Here is an 18,433-nt window from a genome sequence, read left to right as displayed (position 1 = left end):
CACCTACGGTTGTCAACCCTGGCCGTAGTCGAGGGCCCGTTCGAGGCTTTCCCGGGCCTCGACGAGGGAAGGGCCGTACCAGGTCAGGTGTCGGCCGTTGACCAGCACGTACGGCAGACCGGGAAAGCTTTCCGGGCCGTCTTCGTGGGTGAACACGTACGGCTCGTCGGGCAGGATCACCAGGTCAGGGCGCCGGTCGTTCAGCTCCTGCAGGCTCGGCCGCGGGTAGCGCTCGTCGTCCGAGGCGTAGACGTTCTCGATCCCCAAGCGCCGCAACACGTCGGTGGCGAAAGTATCGCGGCCGACGACCACCCAGGGGCGGCGCCAGACGGGGATCACCGCGGTGAGCCTCGCCGGTTTCGTCTCCCGCCACAGGTTCTCGGCCTGCCGCAGCCAGTCCGGTTCGAGGTCCCACGCGGTGCCGAAAAACCGCCGCAGCGACTTCAGGGCCATGGGGATGGTTTTCGGAGCCTCCGTCACCCAGACCTGGATGCCGTTGGCGCGCAACCGATCGACGTCCTCGGCGCGGTTCTCCTCCGAGTTTGCGATGACGAGGTCTGGGTTCAGCGCCATGACCTTGTCGACGTCCGGGTACTTGGAGCCGCCGACGCGTGAAACATCCAAAGTGGATGGATGGGTGCAGTAGTCCGTCGCGCCGATGAGAGCGGACGGAACGCTGACCGCGACGGCCTCGGTGATGGAGGGGACCAGGCTGACCACGCGGGCCGGCTGGTCGAGCACCACCGGCTCACCGAGGTCGTCGACGGGCAGCATCAGACTCCCGTGATCTTCAGACCGGCGTGGGTCTTGTAACGGCGGTTGATCGCGATGAGGTTCGCGGTGAACGCCTCGACCTGATGAGCGTTGCGGAGCCGGCCGCCGTAGACGCCGCGGAAGCCAGGCACCAGCTCGGCCAGCTCACGCACGGTGTCCGTGGCCTCGCGGTCGTCGCCCAGCACGAGCACGTCCATGTCCACTTCGGACACGGCGAGGTCGGCCAGCAGCACGGCGGACACGTGGTGGAAAGCGGCGGTGACGCGCGACTCCGGCAGCAGCAACTCGGCCTGCTGGGCGGCACTGCCCTCGGTGACGGGAAGGGCGAACGGCCCCTGCTTGTCGAAGCCGAGCGGGTTCACGCAGTCGATGACGATCTTCCCGGCGAGCTGGTCGCGCAGGCTCTGGAGCAGGTCACCGTGACCGTCCCACGGAACGGCGACCAGCACGATGTCCGAGTCGGCCGCGCAGTCGGAGTTGTCCGCACCCCGCACGTCGCCGCCGGCGACCTCGACGATCTCCTTGGCCGCCAGCTCGGCCCGCTCGGCGCTGCGGGAACCGATGATCACCTTGAGGCCCGCCTTGGCCCAGCGGATCGCGAGGCCCTTGCCCTGGGCTCCGGTGCCGCCCAGGACGCCAACGGTGAGGTCACGAATCTCTGTCACCCGTGCATCTTCACACGGGCGGCCGAGGACGGGCTGGGCAACGTGACGTTGCGCTCGGATGTGGTGCCGGGCGCACTCAAGCGCGCTCGAACCTCACGCGCCGCTCAACAGGATCCGCCTCAGCCAGCCGCACCCGAATCCGCTCCCCCTCGGGCAGCCGCTTCCCAGCGCACTTGGCCAGCACCGGCGGCGCGGCCACGAAGATCTCGGCCTCCTGCTCCCCCGCCCGCATCACCACGGCCTCGAACTCCTGCCCCACCCGTCCGGCCAGCACCCAGGCCTCGACCTGGTCCAGCGACGCCCGCTCCACCTTCGCGGCCAGCGAGTCCGACGCCCCCATCAACGACGGCAGCTGCGGCAACGCCTCCGCCAGCCACGAAGGCAGCTCCTCCCCCGCCGTCACCGCCAGGCAAACCTCCGTGGCGAACCGGTCCACCAGCCGACGAAGAGGCGCGGTGACGTGTGTGTACGGCGCCGCAACGCCTGCGTGCGTCACAACCTCGGGAACCTCACCGTTGAAAGCCGAGTACCCCGCACCTCGCAACAACCGCGTGGCATCCGTGAACAGCGCCAAGGCCTCCGGCTGAGAAGCGTCCAGCCCGGCCAGAAACGCCCCCGGCGACACGTCAGCGGGCCACGGCACCCGCAAAGCCGCCGCGGACTTCCGCAGCGCCGCCACAGCCGCGACATCCGGATCCGGCAGCGTGCGCAGGATCCCGACCCTGGCCTCCAGCATGATCGACGCCGCCGCCATCCCGGTCATCAGCGAGATCTCGGCGTTCCACGAGTCGACGAGGGCCCGCGGCCGCGTCACCAGCTTCCAGGCGGAGCCGTTGGACTCGATCTCCTGCTCCGGCAGCTGCAGCTCGATCGCCCCGCGCGAACGGGCCAGCGCCCGCCGCAACGGACCGAACTCGGCCAGCGCCGCGACGGACGGGTGCGGGTTGCCGGTGTCGAACGTCTCCTGCACCGACGCGTAGTCGAACTGCGCCTGCGACCGCACCAGCGCGCGTCGCACCTCGACCGAAGTCGGCACACCTTCAGCTGAACAGGTGAACGTCCACAGCACGGCGGGCCGCACCACGCCGGGCAGGAGAGAGGCCGCGCCCTCGGACAGCACGGTCGGGTGCAGCGGCACGTTGCCGTCGGGCAGGTACATGGTCTGGCCGCGCTGCCGGACCTCGCTGTCGAGTGCCCCTCCGGGCGTCACGAACACGCCGAGATCCGCGATCGCGTAGTGCACGACAAAGCCCGTGGAGGTCCGTTCCAGGCACAACGCCTGGTCCAGGTCCTTGGCACCGGGCGGGTCGATCGTCACCAGCGGGATCGAGGTGAGGTCGGGGCGGTCTCCCACCGGTCGGGACACCGCCGCCTCTGCCTCGGCAAGGACTGCGGCGGGGAACGCCGGCCGCAGCCCGAACTCCGTGCGGATGCCGTCGAAGGACAGGTCCGCACGGCCCGTGCGGATCACCATGGAAGCCACCCGCACAGCCTAGGGAATCAGGACCTCAGTCCTCGTCGTCGCCGCGCCACTTCTTGTCGGACTCGTCGGCCGCGCGGGTGCGTTCGCGGGCGATCTCCAGCGCGCGGGCCGCGGTGGCCTCGTCCGGGTAGGGGCCCATGCGGTCCGGGCCCTTGCAGCCCTTGCCCTGCTCGACCGTCTGGTGGGTCAGGCAGTAGAACCAACCGCTCTTGTCGCTCATCGGCGTTCGCCTCCCAAAGGCGCCGGGAATCCCCGCGGCGGCGTTGACTGGTTGGCGTTGGCGTACTCCGACGGGATCGGGTCCAAACACGACACCAGCACCGTGCGGTCCTCGGCGTTCTCGATCTTACGCCCGGAGCGGTCCCGGTAGACGAGAGAACCGTCGGAGTCGATCTCCATGATCGCGCCGACCTCGGCCAGCTGGTCCTCGTCCAGGTCCACGAGCTTCTCGTAGCGGGACGGCACCACCCGGTAGATCGGCCAGTTCAGGTGACCGTAGGTGCGGTGGAACTCGGCGAGCAGGTGTGTCATGTGCTGCTGCCAGGGCAACGGCATCGCCTCGGCCAGCGCGCGCGGGACGACGACGTAGTCGGACGACATCCCTGGACCACCGGCAGCCATGTAGTCACGCACCGGTGTGCTCGACGCGGGCGGTCCGGAAGGCCTCGGGATGGGGTCGTGGTTGAACATGCAGCGCCTCCCCGCGATCTACACGCCCGGCCGGACGGCCAGCGGCATCAACTCGTAATAGTTCCAGTTGATCTTGCTGATCTTCACGACGTCACCCGTCTGTGGCGCGTGGATGTACTCGTCTCCGCCGAGGTACATGCCCACGTGGTGCACAGTTCGCGGGTTGTTCGTGTCAGTCGCCCAGAAGATCAGGTCGCCTGCCTGGGCTTCGCGCACCGGAAGGTGGGCGCCGCCCTTCTCGTACTGGTCGTTCGCCACGCGTGGGATCTTCACGCCCGCCGCGGCGAACGCCTTCACCAGGATTCCGGAGCAGTCCCACGCGTCCGGGCCGTTGCCGCCCCACAGGTACGGCTCGCCCAGCTGCTCCTTGGTGAACTGGATGGCCACGCCCGCCGCGTTCGACGCCAGCAGGAACTGACCGGCGCCCGCGCCGCAGCCGGCCGGGTCGGTGACCTGGCCGAGCTCACCGAGCAGGAAGGCCGCCATGGCCTCCCAGTTGTGGTAGCGGTCGGGGTACGCCGAGCGCTCCACCGCCTGCGCCGAGTCGCCGGGCCGCTTGGTCTCCCAGTCCGGCACCTTCAGCAGCACGTCGTAGAACTTGTTGATCGCGTAGGTCGGGTCGATCACCTCGGCGGGTGATCCCCAGCCCATCGACGGGCGCATCTGGAAGATGCCGAGCGAGTCGCGGTCGCCGTAGTTCAGCGGGCGCAGGCCCGACTCGGTCATGCCCGCCTGGATGGCGATCTGCCACGCGAGCGGCGGAAGCTTGCGCTCCTGGCCGATGGAGATGATGCGCGCGACGATGTTGCGCTGTTCCTCGTTGAGCCGCGACGCGTCATGACGGCCCTTGTCGCCGCCGCCCGCGTCCCACGGCCCGATGGCCGCGTTGCAGCTCATCAGCTTGAGCCCGCCGACGGCCGCCGGGTTCGTGGAGTTGCTGACCACCTGTGTCACGCCAGACGTCGCGACCGCGATCACCACGACCGCGACGAGAGCCCCGACCAGCAACATGAGCCGCATGGGTCAGTCCGCCTTCGTGTAACTGTTCACCAACCACTTGCCGCCGGGCGACTTGACCAGCGTGATGCGCACCTTGCCGAGGTCCGTGGGCACCTCGAAGTCGACCGACGACGTCGTGGAGCTCACCGCCACGACCTTGTCGGTGAGCTTGTCCGGCACGTTCCTCGGGTCGATGGTGGCCATCTGCGCGAGGAACTCGGGCGTCGTGTACTCCTCGAGCTCCTTGAGCCACTGGTTGACGTCGTTGTTGGGCGGCGGCTTGATCCACGTCTCGGCCCACAGCTCCGCGGTCACCTGCGCGTCGGCGGCAGGCGGCGCCGCCTTCGCGGAGTTGCTCGGTGCCGGCGCCTTGGTCGGCAGCGAGGCGCCGCTGGAGGGCAGCTGCCCGACCTGGTTCGGCTGCTGCGACGACGACTGGCCGGCGACCGTGGGCGTCGCGGGCTTGCGGTCCAGGACCCTCGGGATGATCACGCCCAGCGCGACGACCACCACCACGAAGATGATGATCGAGGCGGCCAGGTGACGCGGGGAACGCAGCGGCCATCCCCAGAGCCTGCGGTACACCGCGGCACGGCCGCGGTTGGTTCGGATCGGCACCTACGCCTCCCTTCAGTTGTCCCTGACTTCGAAACCGCGCGACGGTCGGTAGATCACGTGCACCTGACGCCCTGCCACCACTTCCGTCTCAGCCCTGCGAGGTTCCTGCACCGGGCCCGAGTAGCCGTTCGACCGCGACGGCACGAGCACCGCGTCGTCGACCCGGTCCCACTGCCTGTCGGTGACCGGCGGGCTGTCGACCACGCGCGACCGGGCGACCGGCAACGCCGCCGGACCCGATCCCGCCGGCAGAGCACCGGCACGCACGCCGTAGCCGTCCCCGCCGCTGACGATCTGACCGGGCTGGGCGTCGCGGTCGAGGCGCTGAGCCGTCGCCATGACCGGGCTGGAGGCCTCCGGGCGAACACGGCCGCGACCGCGCTGCGGCACCTCTTCGCCGTCGGTGTCGTTCTCGCGCACGGACTCCCAGAACTCGTCCTGCGGCGACGGGCCGGGCTTCTTCTTGCCCATCATCTTCGACCAGATGCCGCCGCTCATCGGCAGGACGTTGCTCGCGGAGCCGACCGACATCTCGACCATCTGCCACATGCGGCGCAACGGTTTGCCGATCACGAAGCACACCAGCGTCAGCATCAGGCCGAGCAACGTGCGCGTCAGCAGCGAGAGCCCGGTCGCGTTGAAGATCGCCTGCAGCAGCAACGCGTGGACGCCCGCGAGAACCGCGAGCACCAGCACGTTGAACACCGTCACGGCGGCCGCGCGCGCGACCTTGCGCAGCAGGTCGTGGTGGATCAGCGCGACGAGACCGATGAGCGGTCCGGCGAGCGTGAGGATGCGCAGCAGCAGCTGGGCGAGCAGCACCGCGGCCTTCGCGAACAGCTGGAACAGCGAGAACGCGATGGACTGCAGCAGCGCCAGGAAACCCGCGCCGGTGCGGCTGCCGTCCGTGCCGTCGAAGTAGCCCTTCGCGGTGCCGAGCTGTTTCTCCAGCGCGATCCACTCGTTCTTCTTCGCCTGCAGAGCCGCCTGGTCCGCGTCCTTGTGCTCGGCGATCTCCGCCGTCGTCCACGCCTGGGCCTTGAGGATGCGCGGGCCGTACTCGGTGGCCTGCGGTGCCTCCGGCGTGCCGAACGCGCCGCGCAGCCAGCTCTGGTAGACGACCGCGTCGTGCAGCTTCGTGGGCAGTACGTGGAGTGTGCCTTGTTCCTCAGGTGCCTCGATGAACCCCGCCTGGATCTCCGATGTCTTGGAGACCAGCGTGTTGTCGAGGAGGTTGTAGAACTGCGGCAGGGCCAAGGTGGACGTCGCCAGCCACATGGCCGCCAACGCCCAGAGCCCGCGTTTGGAGATCGTGGCGAAGTCGCCGGTCCAGATCTGGCGGAACATCAGGATCGCCAGGATCAACGCCACCAGGCCGAACCAGCGCAGGTAGACGTTGTCGTAGACCTTCTGCACACCGTTCTTCACGGCATCGTCCAGCGGCACCAGCAGGCCGCGGCCCATCACCGTGTAGTGCAACGCGTTCGTGGCGCCGACGATGTTCTTGCCGATGCTGAACAGCTCGTTGCCCGCCCACGTGTCGAGCGTGGCGTTGGCGTTCGGCACGATCGAGCAGTTGGCCTGGTAGTAGTGCCACACCATGCCCGCGTAGCCGTAGTCGAGGTACGGCGAGCCCGGCAGGCCGTTGCCGACCGGCGGGTCGAGCGCGCCGACCATGCCCGCGCCCGGCCGCTCCGGATTCGGCGCCTCGTTGCAGGATTGAGCGTGCGCGGCTGGGGCACCCAGTACCACCTGGAGAGCCAGGATGGCTGCCACGAGGCCGACCGACCTCGTGCGAGCTGACATGCGTACCGAGAACCGCCGCCTCGCCCAGAGCAAGGCGGCGATCGCCAGCACGATCGTCAGCGCCGTCATGCGGCGCCGTCCCGGTGGCGGTTGGAGCCGTCACCGTGGCCCACCAGATGGGCCTCTTCCTCCGTCAGTCCGAGCTCCATGTCCGCCGCCAGTTCGTCGTCGATCTCGTCGGGCACGTAGGCGGGCTGAGGAGCCGCGTGGTCGTCGTCCGTCTTCGCGAGCTGGCCGGAGCCGTTGTCGCGCTTGGCGTCCGGGGTCGTGTCGAGCGCGTTGCGCAGGTGCTCGAGGTGCGGGCCGCTGAAGTCGATGCGGATCCGCTCCACGCCACCGGCACCGTCGCCGAAGATGAACTGCCGCGGCGCGCGGTCGCGTTCGGTCGCGGTGCGCTCGCCACCGGGGCGGCGGCCGAGCGATGCGACGACCTGCTCGTACCCGGCGCCGACCGGCACCTTGAGCAGCCGCAGCGCGTCCGCCTGCGCCTGGTCGTCGTCGAGACGGCCGACGAAGACCGAGTCGAGCAGTGCCACGAAGCCCTGGATCTTCAGGAAGTCGGCCGGGATCTGCGACGACAGCAGGACACGGACGTTCCACTTGCGCGAGTCACGCGCGAAGCGGTTCATCAGCACGCGACCGGTCGGGACCTCCGAGAGGAAGAACGCCTCGTCGATCCAGACACCCTTGCGCTGGTCCTTCGGCTTCTCGTAGATCGAACGCTGGGTGAGCCACGCGGCGAGGTTCAGCATCTCGACACCGAGCGACTCCGCGTCCGTCCAGTGCTCGCGGCCGACGCCGTCCTTGGGCAGGTTCAGTCCCGCCATGGTGAGGACGGTGAGCCGGTCGTCGCGCACCTCGCTGTACGGGTCGTGGTTCTCCTCGGGGATGAGCAACGACATGCGCTCGCGCATCTCGTCGAGGAAGTCCGCGACGACGACGGCGTGCTCGTGGTGCTCGGACGCGTCCCGTCGCAGCGCCTCGAAGACGAGACCGGGGTGGGCGTCGAAGCGGCCACCGACCGTGCGGACCGCACGCAGCAGCACGATGCGCGTCTGGGGCAGACGCGCGACCTCGTAGGGCAGCAGGCCCGTCAGCACGTCCAGCACCAGACGACGACGGGTCGCCGCGGCCAGTGCCTTCTCGCGGCGCCAGGCCCGTTCCGGGTCGTCCTCGTCGAGGAAGTGCTCGATCATCGGCTCGGCGACCACCCGGTACGGGTTGAGGATGCCGGGCTGGGCGTTGAGCAGGTTGATCGGCCGCGCGTACGGCCGCAGCTCCGGCAGGTCGCACAGCGCCGCGAGCGGGCCGGACGGGTCGAGCAGCGTCCAGTGCGCGCCGGAGCGCAGCGTCTTGTAGACGATGCCGCCACCGAGGAACGACTTACCGGCACCCAGACCCGCGACCATCGCCGTCAGACCCGAGGCGTCACGGAGCTCCTGCGCCATCCACGGGTCCCACGCGACGGGCCGGCGGGTGGCCGTGACGGTCTCGCCGAGCAGGATGCCGCGGCGGTCACCGACCTCGGCCGTTGCCGTGGGGACGGCCGAGGCCGCCCACAACACCGAACCGCGGCGCAGGTACGCGCCGTTGGACAGCGGTTCGCCGGGGATGAACTCGCGGGCGATCGCGTACTGGGCCTCGGGGTGTTCGATCGCGATCTTGGGCTTGTACAGCTCCAGCAGCTGCTGGGCCAGCCGGAGCGCCTCGCGCTCGGTCGGGCCGCTCACCGCGAGCCGCCACCAGCTGCGCACCCGGGTGCCCAGCGCGGTGAAGCCCGACGTCATCTCGTCGTCGATCTCCAGCACGCGACCGGCCTGGCGGGCCAGCGACTGCGGCGGCTCCAGCTCGTGCTCGTCGGTGTAGTGGCGGACCTGCGAGCGCACCTTGCTCATCTGGCGCGACAGTTCGCCGGAGACTTCCTCCGGCTTGCGCACGTAGATGCGGGCGGACCACTCGACGGAGGCCGGGAGCCGGTCCGCGCGCTGCACCCACGGGTCGTCGACCTCGGGGATCTGCAGGCCGTGCATGAGCCCGACGGTGAGCACCGCGACGTGCCGCTTGATGCCCGCGTTCGAGCCGGTGCGGCCGCGCACGGTCACCGTCGGCGAGTACGGCTCCTGGTGGAAGTCCGCGGCGTCGGTGAAGGACGCGAGGTCCTCCGGTTCCCACGCGGCACCCGGCACGGCGGGCAGGTTGCGCGGCGCGGGCAGGCCCAGCGAGCACGACCGGTGCATCAGCCAGGACATCTCCTCGGCCGTCGCGGGACGGCCTTCGAGACCCGCGGAGCCGATGACCTGGTCGAGGTGCTCGACCTCGGAGTCCAGCGCGACCAGCTCGGCGTCGACGGCGTCCGGGAAGACCTTGCGCAGCACGGGCGCGGCGCGTTCGACGGCGCGGTCCATCATGTTGCGGGTCTGCACCTGGACGCCCAGGTAGACCTCTTTCTCCGCCATCGAGCGGCCCATGAGCTGCTGCTGCTCGCCGATCATGTAGTCGTCGAACGACAGCGTGCCGGGCGTGTCCGGCAGGCGCTTGACGGCGTTGTGCACGTGCGCCTCGGCCCACATGCGGATCGGGTACGGCCGTGTCGTCACCCGCAGGTGCATCCAGCGGCCCTGCAGCTCGGCGTACTGGCCTGCGATCGCGGCGATCAGGTCCTGGCGCTGCGAGTCGCTGCGGAACGACCAGCGCTGCGGCGCGAGCCGGTACCAGGCGTAGACCTCCTGGCCGGTGCGCAGCAGGTGACCGTCGATGCTGCGGGCGGCGATCGACGGGGTGTAGCTGGGGACGGCCTGCTCGCCGGGCAGGCGGCGGCCGCGCTTGGAGTAGACCTGCGCGCGCTCGCGGGGGTCGGCCGCGGCGTGCTGGGCGATGTGCTGGGCGGAGCGACGGTCACGGTCTCGCCGGCGTCCGAACACCGCGAACCTCCTTCTTACGGCTGGCTGACGTCCGGCGGTGCTGGGCCTGCTGTCTCGCCCGTTGTTTCTTGCTCAACTTGGGACGAGGCCGCTGCGGGCTGACCCGGATCCGGGCGGCGCTGGCCGCTCCGCCGGTGCTTGCCGTGCGCTCTCGAGGTGCGGTGAGCTCGCGGACCCACATCGACATGACGGCCGTGAGCGGCCGTTCATGGCTGATCCGCTGGGTGATGAAGCGTGTGAGGATGATCGTCGCCACGAGGGCCCACGCGGTCGAGAAGAACCCGAACCCGATGCCCATCTGGCGTTCGATCGTGAGTACGGCGAGGAAAACGACGATCCCGACGCCCCACGCGACGTACCGCGCGCGCCAGGGAAAAGTCGCTTTGGGCGGGCCGAGCCAGACGGCGTCGACCCGGTAGACCTCGTCGTCAGTGCGGACCCGCACGTGTCAGCCTCCGACGAACAAGCCGGCGAGCCACTTGCCGATGTTCGATCCCGCGTCGGTCGTGACCGCGAGGCCGATGATGGCGAGCGCGACGATCACACCGCCGAGGCGGCGCATGACACCCGCGTTGTCACCTTTGCCACCGCCCAGCCAGAGGAGCAGGAGCGCGACGGTGAGCAGGAGCAACGGAACGATGTTGTTCAGGATCCAGTCGCGGACATTGCCTGTGCCCGGCACCGGCGGCTGCTGCTGAGCGAGTGTCACCAGGTCCATGGCGGTCATTAGGTACTCCAGAGTGCGCTCGGGCTTGCGCTACGAGTAGAACACGAGTTCGTCACGACGTGTGAAGCTGTTGGAGCGGGCTGTAGATCATCTGGCCGTTCCCCCTGGGAGGAATTACGTCTAATCTGGCCGACACATCATCACTGAGGAGACGTCAGTGGGGAACACCCGGACCAGGATTCTCTCCGTCGCTGGCAATGTTCACCCGACTGCGAACGCCCTGGTCACACACAGTGCGTGCGTTAAACATGCGCACGCGTACACCCATGTGAATGCCCTGATCGGCCGGCTCGCGACCCCGCCGCGGGTGCGGCCCGGAGCGACGACTCCGAGGAGATTCGCCCATGCTCGAACCTGACCTCGTGCCGGACGGAAGTGTGGACGGAATCACAGCCTCCCCTAGTGCTCCAGGCGTGGATCAGCCTACCGGGGAGGGCCCGCAATCGCGGCGCCGGGTCCAGCGGACGATCAACTTCGACCGGTCGGTGCTCGAGCGCGCGCGTGCGGCGGCGACGTATCTGGCGTCCTACGAACCTCAGGCGGGGGTGCGCTCGCTGGCCGACATCGTGAATCCGGCGGTGCTGGCTTATGTCACCGAGTTGGAGGAGCTCTACAACGCGGGCGAGCCGTTCCGGCCCGTGCTGAGGATGCCTTCCGGGCGACCAGCCAAGCGTTGAGCGTTCACAAGTTTTCGAAAGCTGTGTAGCTCTCGCCGGCCTGAACCTGCGCCGCGACTTCGGGGCGGCGATCTCGGTCAGGAGCCGGCGCCGCGGTCAGAGGCGGACACCGGGGTACTTGATGCCTGCTCCGGTGTTCAGCACGACCACCTCGTCATCCGCTTGGAGCCAGCCGTTTCCGCGCAACGCCCGGACCGCGCTGATCGTCGCAGCGCCTTCTGGGCACAGGAAAACGCCCTCGAGTCGCGCGCACTCCGCGCGGTCTTCGAGGATCTGCCCATCGTCCACAGCTATTGCCGTGCCATTGGTTTCGTTGATGGCGCGGAGGATGATGAAGTCCCCCAACGGTTTCGGGACGTTGATGCCGAACGCGGCCGTGAAGGCGTTGTCCCAGAACGCCGATTCGTCCGCGCCCTCGTCGAAGGCCCTGACGATCGGCGCGCAGCCGGTGGACTGAACTGCGACGAGACGCGGCAGGGGCCCGTCGATCCAGCCGAGTTCGCGCATCTCGTTGAGCGCCTTGTGAATGCCGATCAGGCCGACCCCGCCGCCGGTCGGGTAGACGATCACGTCGGGAACGCGCCAGCCGAGCTGTTCGACGATCTCGTAGCCCATCGTCTTCTTGCCCTCGATGCGATAGGGCTCCTTGAGCGTCGAGGCGTCGAAGAGATCGACGTCTTTGATCGCCTGCGCGGCGTCGGCGATGGTGCCCGGCACGATCCGGAGCTCGGCGCCGCTCGCCTCGACCTCCTCGCGGGTGATCAGCGGGGCGTCCTCCGGCATGGCGATCACGCTGCGGAGACCAGCGCGGGCCGCGTACAGGGCCCAGGCGGCGCCGGCGTTGCCGTTGGTCGGCATCTTGATGCCCTTGACGCCCAGTTCCTTGGCCCTGGCCACGCCGACGGCCGCGCCGCGGGCCTTGAACGAGCCGGTCGGGATGAGCGACTCGTCCTTCATGAGGATCTTGGCGTCGAGTGCGCGGCTCAGCGCGGGCAGCGGGACGAGCGGGGTCATGCCCTCGCCGAGGCTGAACGCGGGGTCGGGGCCGCGGACCGGCAGGACGCCGCGGTACCGCCAGAGGCTGTCGTCCCCGGTGGGCCTGCCGACCCTCGTGAGGTCGTAGCGAGCCAGCAACGGCGAGGAGCAGGAGTGACAGACGTTCTGTTGCTGATCGGCGTCGTGGTGCAGGCCGCAGCGGGCGCATTCCAGATGAGACAGCACAGACATATCAATACAGGAGCAACTCTTCCGGATTACACCTGAACGGGCTAGTGAATATGTCCGTTCGGGTGCGAGCATCGTGGTCCCTGCTCAAGCCCCTTTGAGGAGAGACATGCGACGACTCACCGTCAAAGCCCTGTTCGCAGCCGTCCTGCTCGCCGCCGCCGTGCCTGCCGCTCCCGCCGTTGCCGATGCCCGGACCAGTGGGTACATCGTGCTGCTGAAAGACGGCGTGAGTGTGCCCAGCGTGACCAACCTGGCGGGAATCACCGTCGAGAACCTCTACCAATCGGCTGTTCGCGGTTACTCAGCGCGCATGACCGCTGCCACCGCCGCGCGCCTCGCCCGTGACTCGCGGGTCGCGCTGGTGCAGCCGGACGGCGTGGCCTCGATCGCCGCGCAGACCGTGCCGACCGGCATCGACCGCGTCGACGCCGAACTGAGCCCGACCGCTCGCATCAACGGCACCGACGAACGCGTGAACGTGGACGTCGCCGTGATCGACACGGGCGTCGACCTCGACCACCCGGACCTCAACGTGAACACGGCGGGCGCGAAGAACTGCTCCACCGGCCGCAGCGCTGACGACGGCAACGGCCACGGCACCCACGTGGCGGGCACCATCGGAGCGCTCGACAACAGCGCCGGCGTCGTGGGCGTCGCACCCGGTGCCCGCATCTGGCCGGTCCGCGTGCTCAACAACCAGGGCAGCGGCTCGTTCTCGGCCATCATCTGCGGCATCGACTACGTGACCGCGCACGCCGACGAGATCGAGGTCGCGAACATGAGCCTCGGCGGCTCCGGCAGCGACAGCGCCTGCGGTTCCAACCGGGACGCGATGCGCGAGGCGATCTGCCGCTCCGTGTCCGCCGGCGTGACGTACGTCGTGGCCGCGGGCAACAGCGCGGCGAACTCGGCGACGTTCGTCCCGGCCACCTACGAGGAAGTCATCACGGTCAGCGCGCTGGCCGACTTCAACGGCCAGCCGGGCGGCGGCGCGGCGTCGACGTGCCGCGCGGACGCCGACGACACCTTCGCCGACTTCTCCAACTACGGCGCGGACGTGGACATCATCGCGCCGGGCGTGTGCATCCTGTCGACCTGGAAGGGCGGCGGCTACAACACGATCTCGGGCACCTCGATGGCCAGCCCGCACGTCGCCGGTGCGGCCGCGCTGTACAAGGCGACCCACCCGAGCGCGTCCCCGGCAGCCGTGAAGACGGCCCTGCGCTCCGCCGGGACCAGCAACTGGAACACCTCGACCGACAAGGACAGCACGCACGAGCCGCTGTTGAACGTCGCGTCGTTCTGATCGTGCGACGGTGCCCCGGGTTTCGGCCAGGGGCACCGTCCCACGTGGACCGGGCGGATGAGCCGGCATGTAAGCCGGATCCTGTTCGTGGGACTCGCGTCCCACTTGGCGGCCATCCATCTGGGCCTGCCGTTGCCGACAGGCTCTAGCGGCCTACCCGCGAGCATCGGACGGGCCGCCCTCGAACGCTCGCGCAGGCACTTTCGTGCCCTCTTGGCCTTGCTCCGGGTGGGGTTTACCTAGCCGCCCCAGTCACCTGGGGCGCTGGTGGTCTCTTACACCACCGTTTCACCCTTACCCCGGCTCACGCCGAGGCGGTCTGCTTTCTGTGGCACTGTCCCGAGGGTCGCCCCTGGTTGCCGTTAACAACCACCCTGCCCTGTGGAGTCCGGACTTTCCTCGACAGTCTCCTGCCGCGGCCGCCCTGCCGACTCATCCGCGCCCACCAGGATATCCCAGGAGCTGAGACCGGTTGTCCGCTGGTCCGGACGTTGGTTCACTCAGCCCATGACACGACGTCGCCACGTCGACTACGGCCGCGTGGCAGCCAGCCTGTGTTGCCTCCGCTGAGCGCGCTTTCTGTCACCCGCGACCTCAGGGAGTGCTTGCCATGTCCGATCTGCTGATCATCTCCGGCGCGCCGACCCCCACCGCTCCGACCGGCGTCGTGGTGTCCTCGGTGTCCGCCGCGCTGGAGGCCGCAGAACACCGGGTTTCTTTGCTGCACGTGCGCTCGTTGCCCACGTTGTCCCTGCTCACCGAGGACCTCCGCGACCCGCAGATCGCCGCCGCCGTGAGCGCGGTGCTGTCCGCGGACGGCGTGGTGGTGGCATCACCGGTGTACCGCGCCGCCTACAGCGGCCTGGTGAAGGCGTTGCTCGACCTGCTGCCGAAGAAGGCGCTGCGAGGCCGCCCGGTGCTGCCGCTCGCGACGGGCGGCAGCCAGGGCTTCCTCGTGGCGATGGACTACGCCCTGCACCCGCTGCTCGCGGCCAAGGGCGCCGACCAGGTGGTGCGCGGCGAGTTCGTGCTGGACCGGAACGTGGGCTCACCGGCAGCGGCCACCGCACTGGAGGCCGCGATCGGTCGTTTCACACTGGCCCTGACGCCCCGCCTGCGGAAGGTCAGCTGAGGTGCGACGTGTCGTTGACGAGCTTCACCGACGCGTGCCCGTCGGGGTAGAACTCGGCGATCGACACACCCGTCAGATCGAGGTGCATCCGGAACAGGAACTGCGGCCCGACGTCGAGCGCCTGGCGGAGCAGCGTCTTGATCGGCGTGACATGGCTGACCAGGACGAGCGTCTTGCCGCCGAACTTCGCGATGATCTCGCTGCGCGCCTTGCGCACCCTGGCGTTGACCTCGTCGAAACTCTCCCCGCCGGGCGGCTGGACGCTGGTGTCGCCGAGCCACCGCCGGTGGATCTCCGGATCCTGCTGCGCCGCCTCGGCGAACGTCAGCCCCTCCCAGGTGCCGAAGTCCGTCTCGATGAGCCCTTGGTGCGTGACGACCTCAACACCCGTCCTCTGGCCGAGCGCCTGAGCGGTTTGCACAGCCCGTTGCAACGGCGACGAGATGATCGCCGCAATACCATCCACTTTGGACAGACGCTCGGCAGCCTTGGCCGCCTGCTCCAGCCCGAGCTCCGTCAGCGGGTGATCCCCACGCCCCGAGTACCGCCGCTCGACCGACAGCCTGGTCTGCCCGTGCCGCAGCAGGATCAACCGCGTCGGATCACCCGTGGCACCACTCCAGTGCGGCTGCTTGTCGCCTTCCTTGCTCGCATCCGGCTTCTCGTTCCCGTCCATGGCCTCGTTGGCCAGCCGGTCGGCCTGGCGGTTGCGCTCGCGCGGAATCCACTCGTACGTGATCCGCCCGAACGTGCGAGCCAGCTGCTGCGCTTCGAGCGCCAGCGGCTGCATCGAAGGGTGCTTGATCTTCCACCGGCCGGACATCTGCTCGACGACGAGCTTGGAATCCATCCGCACGTCAACGGTCTCGGCCCCGAGCTCCTGCGCCGCCCTGAGCCCCGCGATCAGCCCCTGGTACTCGGCGACGTTGTTGGTGGCGACGCCGATGAACCCCTTGCGCTCGGCCAGCGTCTCGCCGGAGAGCTTGTCGCGGACGACGGCCCCGTACCCGGCAGGCCCGGGATTGCCCCGCGACCCGCCGTCTGCCTCGACGATCACCTTCACCGGCCGGCCTCCTCTGCTGCCGGCCCAACCTATCTCGTCATCGGTGGATGAGTCGTGCTGGTACAGCTGTACGTGGTGTGGGGGGTCGGCCCGAGCCCCCGCATGACCTCATGCGGCCACCTTCGCGGTCACGCCCAGCGCTCCCCACCTTGACCTGCCCCGTCACCACGCCCTCGACCGTCCGGCCGCCGGGGTCTTCGTCGACGGTGACCCCCGTGCAGGGGGTGCTCTGGTGTCCTCTATGATTGAGCGGTAAGTCTGGGTGGCGGAATGGCAGACGCGCTAGCTTGAGGTGCTAGTCCCCGCAAGGGGGTGGGGGTTCAAGTCCCCCCTCGGACACGGAAATGTGGCATGTATGCCACGTCTACGTGGCAGGTGCTCAAGTCCACTTGAGCACCTGTTTTGCGTTTCGACGCCACAGGCAGGTGGCGTTCGATGACTATTTCCTACATCCGCCCGATCGTGCCCGGCACCGCGCCAGGAAATACAACGGGCGTGGCTACCCGCGCGGTTGGTCAGCCACTTCCGCTCATCGCCGTCCTTGTATCTCGTCCGCCCCGGCTGAGCAACATTCTGTACAGCGTGGCCACGCTCGACGATCGCGGCCGGGTCGCTGACCGCCAGATGACCGCCGCGTTGAACTGGACCGCCGCAACCCGGCTGAGCATCCGCGAACACGACGGCCTGCTGGCCGTGACCGCCGACCCGCACGGCGTCTTCAAACTCACTAAACAGGGCCACGTCCGCCTACCGGCCGACGCCCGCCGAGCCGGACACCTGCGTTCCGGCGACCGCGTCCTCCTCGCCGCTCAACTCGACCACCAGACGATCACGGTGGTCCCTCCCGTCGCCCTCGACGAGTTGCTGCTCCCCGTTCTGCCGGGTGGTGAGGACGCATGACCGGAGCACCGACCCAGGCCGAGCTCGACGCCGCACGCCTCGTTCTCGACCGGATGGGCGTGACCGCCGAGGACCTGCTCAACTCCGTGAAGCCACCGGCTCCCACATTCGGTGAGTACATCCCGGTCGTGGCCGCCGCCGTCAGCGACGGCACCCGCCGCGCCTACAGCCCGTACTGGAACCGCGTGCTGGACCAGTGGGCGGACATCTCGCTCAGCGATCGCACCCCGACCGACATCCAGCGGCTCGTCCAGCACATCAAGGCCAACCTGACCGTCCGCCGCAACACCCGCAACGGCAACTCCGCCGCCGAACACCTCATCGCCGCACTGCGCTGCCTCTACCGCCACGCCGTCAACGACGACCTCATCGACGAACGCGCCAATCCAGCAGCCAAAGTGCCCAAGCCTCGGCGGCAGCCCAGCAATCGGCGGGCGTTGTCCGGCAAGCAGATGGATCAGCTCAACGACGTCGTGGCCACCACCGGCAACGACCCGCAACTCGATTCATTGATCATCCGGTTCCACACCGAGACCGCCGCCCGCCGCGGCGGGGCCTTGGCGTTGCGACCCAAAGACCTCGACGAAGAGCAGTGCCTGGTCTACCTCCGCGAGAAGGGCGAGACCTCACGCTGGCAACCGGTCTCCCCCACCCTGATGTGGCACCTGCTCCAGCACGTCGAACACCGCGGCGCACCCATGAACGGACGCCTGCTCCGCTACGCAGACGGCCGCCCGATCACCTACCACCGCTACGACCACCTCTGGAACCGCGTCGGCGACAGCCTCACCTGGGCCGGCAAACAAGGCGTCAGCACCCACTGGCTCCGCTACACCACACTCACCTGGGTCGAACGACACTTCGGCTACGCCGTCGCCCGCGCCTACGCCGGACACAACGACACCAACACCGACGCCGGAAGCACCACCACCTACATCCGCGCCACCCTCGAAGAAGTCGCCACAGCACTCGCCGCACTCACCGGCGAGCACCATCCCCTGGCTACGTAACTCAATCCAGACCAGTCGGGGGTTGCCTGCTCCCTCAGCGAGGCAGCAGGCAACCCCCGACTCACGATCTTGGCAGTTCGTTTGACAGCAGGTCAACGTGTTGCGCGTGATGATGTTGGTTTCGATCCACACTGAAGCAACTGTGAAGACAGGTGAGCTGACAACTGGTCAACATCCGCCACCAAGACCGGACTCGTTGCCATGAGGAACGGGTCGAACAGTCAATCAAGGCATCGGCGCGCGGGTGAAGGGTGCCGTGTGAGGTTGAAGTAGCTCTTCAGACTATGAACGACGTGGCTGAGCGGTGAACGCACTGGCATGGGCGACAACTCGCTCAACACGTCCCCGTTCGGGTCATGAGCCGTTCGGCTCCTCGCTTGGAGGTTTTCCAAGCGGTACCAAGGAAGCCGCACATCGTGCTCGGCGAGCACCAAG

At 68.7% G+C, this 18,433-nt stretch carries 18 protein-coding genes, 1 tRNA gene and 1 other RNA gene; 6 read left to right on the top strand and 14 right to left on the bottom strand.

Going from position 1 to position 18,433, the window contains the following annotated elements:
• Positions 1-12: 12 nt before the first annotated feature.
• The 11 genes from C8D87_RS43405 to C8D87_RS43355 form a co-directional block, all read right to left on the bottom strand.
• On the bottom strand, positions 13-774 hold the full coding sequence (locus C8D87_RS43405; protein WP_112232393.1) for a helical backbone metal receptor: 762 nt from the start codon (positions 772-774) through the stop codon (positions 13-15).
• Positions 774-1,439, bottom strand: coding sequence for an NADPH-dependent F420 reductase (npdG, locus tag C8D87_RS43400; protein WP_109632733.1), 666 nt, complete (start codon positions 1,437-1,439; stop codon positions 774-776). Before npdG ends, C8D87_RS43405 begins: the two co-directional genes overlap by 1 nt.
• Before the next feature lie 76 nt (positions 1,440-1,515).
• Positions 1,516-2,913, bottom strand: coding sequence for an RNB domain-containing ribonuclease (locus C8D87_RS43395; RefSeq protein ID WP_112232426.1), 1,398 nt, complete (start codon positions 2,911-2,913; stop codon positions 1,516-1,518).
• A 34-nt stretch (positions 2,914-2,947) separates the two neighbouring features.
• Complete coding sequence (locus C8D87_RS43390) at positions 2,948-3,142, bottom strand: hypothetical protein (protein WP_109632731.1); 195 nt, start codon at positions 3,140-3,142, stop codon at positions 2,948-2,950.
• On the bottom strand, positions 3,139-3,612 hold the full coding sequence (locus C8D87_RS43385; protein WP_109632729.1) for a hypothetical protein: 474 nt from the start codon (positions 3,610-3,612) through the stop codon (positions 3,139-3,141). The genes C8D87_RS43390 and C8D87_RS43385 overlap by 4 nt, the downstream gene beginning before the upstream one ends.
• 18 nt (positions 3,613-3,630) lie before the next feature.
• Positions 3,631-4,632 (bottom strand): C40 family peptidase, encoded by a 1,002-nt coding sequence (locus C8D87_RS43380; protein ID WP_112232390.1) that lies wholly within the window; start codon positions 4,630-4,632, stop codon positions 3,631-3,633.
• 3 nt (positions 4,633-4,635) lie between these two features.
• Positions 4,636-5,229, bottom strand: a complete 594-nt coding sequence (locus tag C8D87_RS43375) for a hypothetical protein (protein WP_109632725.1) — start codon at positions 5,227-5,229, stop codon at positions 4,636-4,638.
• A 12-nt stretch (positions 5,230-5,241) separates the two neighbouring features.
• A complete protein-coding gene (locus tag C8D87_RS43370; RefSeq protein ID WP_112232388.1) occupies positions 5,242-7,104 on the bottom strand; it encodes a hypothetical protein in 1,863 nt (620 codons plus the stop codon).
• Entirely contained in the window at positions 7,101-9,956 is a 2,856-nt protein-coding gene (locus tag C8D87_RS43365; RefSeq protein WP_211337168.1) for an ATP-binding protein, read from the bottom strand. Before C8D87_RS43365 ends, C8D87_RS43370 begins: the two co-directional genes overlap by 4 nt.
• Positions 9,931-10,401 carry a hypothetical protein gene (locus tag C8D87_RS43360; protein ID WP_109632721.1) on the bottom strand — a complete coding sequence of 157 codons (471 nt, stop codon included), beginning with the start codon at positions 10,399-10,401 and terminating at the stop codon, positions 9,931-9,933. Before C8D87_RS43360 ends, C8D87_RS43365 begins: the two co-directional genes overlap by 26 nt.
• Before the next feature lie 3 nt (positions 10,402-10,404).
• Positions 10,405-10,683, bottom strand: a complete 279-nt coding sequence (locus tag C8D87_RS43355; RefSeq protein ID WP_170154763.1) for a hypothetical protein — start codon at positions 10,681-10,683, stop codon at positions 10,405-10,407.
• 413 nt (positions 10,684-11,096) lie between these two features.
• On the opposite strand from C8D87_RS43355, the gene C8D87_RS43350 reads away from it, so the two are divergent.
• Positions 11,097-11,360 carry a hypothetical protein gene (locus C8D87_RS43350; RefSeq protein ID WP_233442566.1) on the top strand — a complete coding sequence of 88 codons (264 nt, stop codon included), beginning with the start codon at positions 11,097-11,099 and terminating at the stop codon, positions 11,358-11,360.
• Between the two features lie 96 nt (positions 11,361-11,456).
• On the opposite strand, the gene C8D87_RS43345 is transcribed toward C8D87_RS43350, so the two are convergent.
• Positions 11,457-12,587 (bottom strand): threonine synthase, encoded by a 1,131-nt coding sequence (locus C8D87_RS43345; RefSeq protein ID WP_233442565.1) that lies wholly within the window; start codon positions 12,585-12,587, stop codon positions 11,457-11,459.
• 106 nt (positions 12,588-12,693) lie between these two features.
• Here C8D87_RS43345 and C8D87_RS43340 point away from each other — a divergent pair, with 106 nt between their 5' ends.
• Positions 12,694-13,893: a S8 family serine peptidase gene (locus tag C8D87_RS43340; protein WP_112232384.1), complete on the top strand. Its 1,200-nt coding sequence runs from the start codon at positions 12,694-12,696 to the stop codon at positions 13,891-13,893.
• A gap of 54 nt (positions 13,894-13,947) precedes the next feature.
• On the opposite strand, the gene rnpB is transcribed toward C8D87_RS43340, so the two are convergent.
• Positions 13,948-14,328, bottom strand: an RNA gene (gene rnpB / locus C8D87_RS43335) — RNase P RNA component class A.
• Between the two features lie 175 nt (positions 14,329-14,503).
• Here rnpB and C8D87_RS43330 point away from each other — a divergent pair.
• Positions 14,504-15,025, top strand: a complete 522-nt coding sequence (locus C8D87_RS43330) for an NAD(P)H-dependent oxidoreductase (protein WP_112232382.1) — start codon at positions 14,504-14,506, stop codon at positions 15,023-15,025.
• On the opposite strand, the gene C8D87_RS43325 is transcribed toward C8D87_RS43330, so the two are convergent.
• On the bottom strand, positions 15,018-16,082 hold the full coding sequence (locus C8D87_RS43325) for a bifunctional RNase H/acid phosphatase (RefSeq protein ID WP_112232424.1): 1,065 nt from the start codon (positions 16,080-16,082) through the stop codon (positions 15,018-15,020). The two genes, C8D87_RS43330 and C8D87_RS43325, sit on opposite strands and share 8 nt — an antisense overlap.
• A gap of 262 nt (positions 16,083-16,344) precedes the next feature.
• Between C8D87_RS43325 and C8D87_RS43320 the strand changes: the two genes are divergently transcribed.
• The 3 genes from C8D87_RS43320 to C8D87_RS43310 all read left to right on the top strand — a co-directional run bounded on the left by C8D87_RS43320 (position 16,345) and on the right by C8D87_RS43310 (position 17,998).
• Positions 16,345-16,427: transfer RNA gene (locus C8D87_RS43320), tRNA-Leu, on the top strand.
• A gap of 96 nt (positions 16,428-16,523) precedes the next feature.
• Entirely contained in the window at positions 16,524-16,988 is a 465-nt protein-coding gene (locus C8D87_RS43315) for an AbrB/MazE/SpoVT family DNA-binding domain-containing protein (protein WP_233442564.1), read from the top strand.
• Positions 16,985-17,998, top strand: coding sequence for a tyrosine-type recombinase/integrase (locus tag C8D87_RS43310; protein ID WP_112232380.1), 1,014 nt, complete (start codon positions 16,985-16,987; stop codon positions 17,996-17,998). Before C8D87_RS43315 ends, C8D87_RS43310 begins: the two co-directional genes overlap by 4 nt.
• The last annotated feature ends 435 nt before the right edge of the window (positions 17,999-18,433 follow it).

It is taken from the genome of Lentzea atacamensis (assembly GCF_003269295.1).
GTDB classification, from domain to species: domain Bacteria; phylum Actinomycetota; class Actinomycetes; order Mycobacteriales; family Pseudonocardiaceae; genus Lentzea; species Lentzea atacamensis.
Note: the sequence above shows the minus strand (reverse complement) of the source record. Positions and strands in the feature narration are given on the sequence as shown.

What these genes read in the sequence shown, in the direction of transcription:
- C8D87_RS43405 (WP_112232393.1), bottom strand. Translation starts at nt 774, where the DNA reads ATGCTGCCCGTCGACGACCTCGGTGAGCCGGTGGTGCTCGACCAGCCG.
- C8D87_RS43395 (WP_112232426.1), bottom strand. Translation starts at nt 2,913, where the DNA reads ATGGTGATCCGCACGGGCCGTGCGGACCTGTCCTTCGACGGCATCCGC.
- C8D87_RS43390 (WP_109632731.1), bottom strand. Translation starts at nt 3,142, where the DNA reads ATGAGCGACAAGAGCGGTTGGTTCTACTGCCTGACCCACCAGACGGTC.
- C8D87_RS43385 (WP_109632729.1), bottom strand. Translation starts at nt 3,612, where the DNA reads ATGTTCAACCACGACCCCATCCCGAGGCCTTCCGGACCGCCCGCGTCG.
- C8D87_RS43380 (WP_112232390.1), bottom strand. Translation starts at nt 4,632, where the DNA reads ATGCGGCTCATGTTGCTGGTCGGGGCTCTCGTCGCGGTCGTGGTGATC.
- C8D87_RS43370 (WP_112232388.1), bottom strand. Translation starts at nt 7,104, where the DNA reads ATGACGGCGCTGACGATCGTGCTGGCGATCGCCGCCTTGCTCTGGGCG.
- C8D87_RS43355 (WP_170154763.1), bottom strand. Translation starts at nt 10,683, where the DNA reads ATGACCGCCATGGACCTGGTGACACTCGCTCAGCAGCAGCCGCCGGTG.
- C8D87_RS43345 (WP_233442565.1), bottom strand. Translation starts at nt 12,587, where the DNA reads ATGTCTGTGCTGTCTCATCTGGAATGCGCCCGCTGCGGCCTGCACCAC.
- C8D87_RS43340 (WP_112232384.1), top strand. Translation starts at nt 12,694, where the DNA reads ATGCGACGACTCACCGTCAAAGCCCTGTTCGCAGCCGTCCTGCTCGCC.
- C8D87_RS43330 (WP_112232382.1), top strand. Translation starts at nt 14,504, where the DNA reads ATGTCCGATCTGCTGATCATCTCCGGCGCGCCGACCCCCACCGCTCCG.
- C8D87_RS43315 (WP_233442564.1), top strand. Translation starts at nt 16,524, where the DNA reads ATGACTATTTCCTACATCCGCCCGATCGTGCCCGGCACCGCGCCAGGA.
- C8D87_RS43310 (WP_112232380.1), top strand. Translation starts at nt 16,985, where the DNA reads ATGACCGGAGCACCGACCCAGGCCGAGCTCGACGCCGCACGCCTCGTT.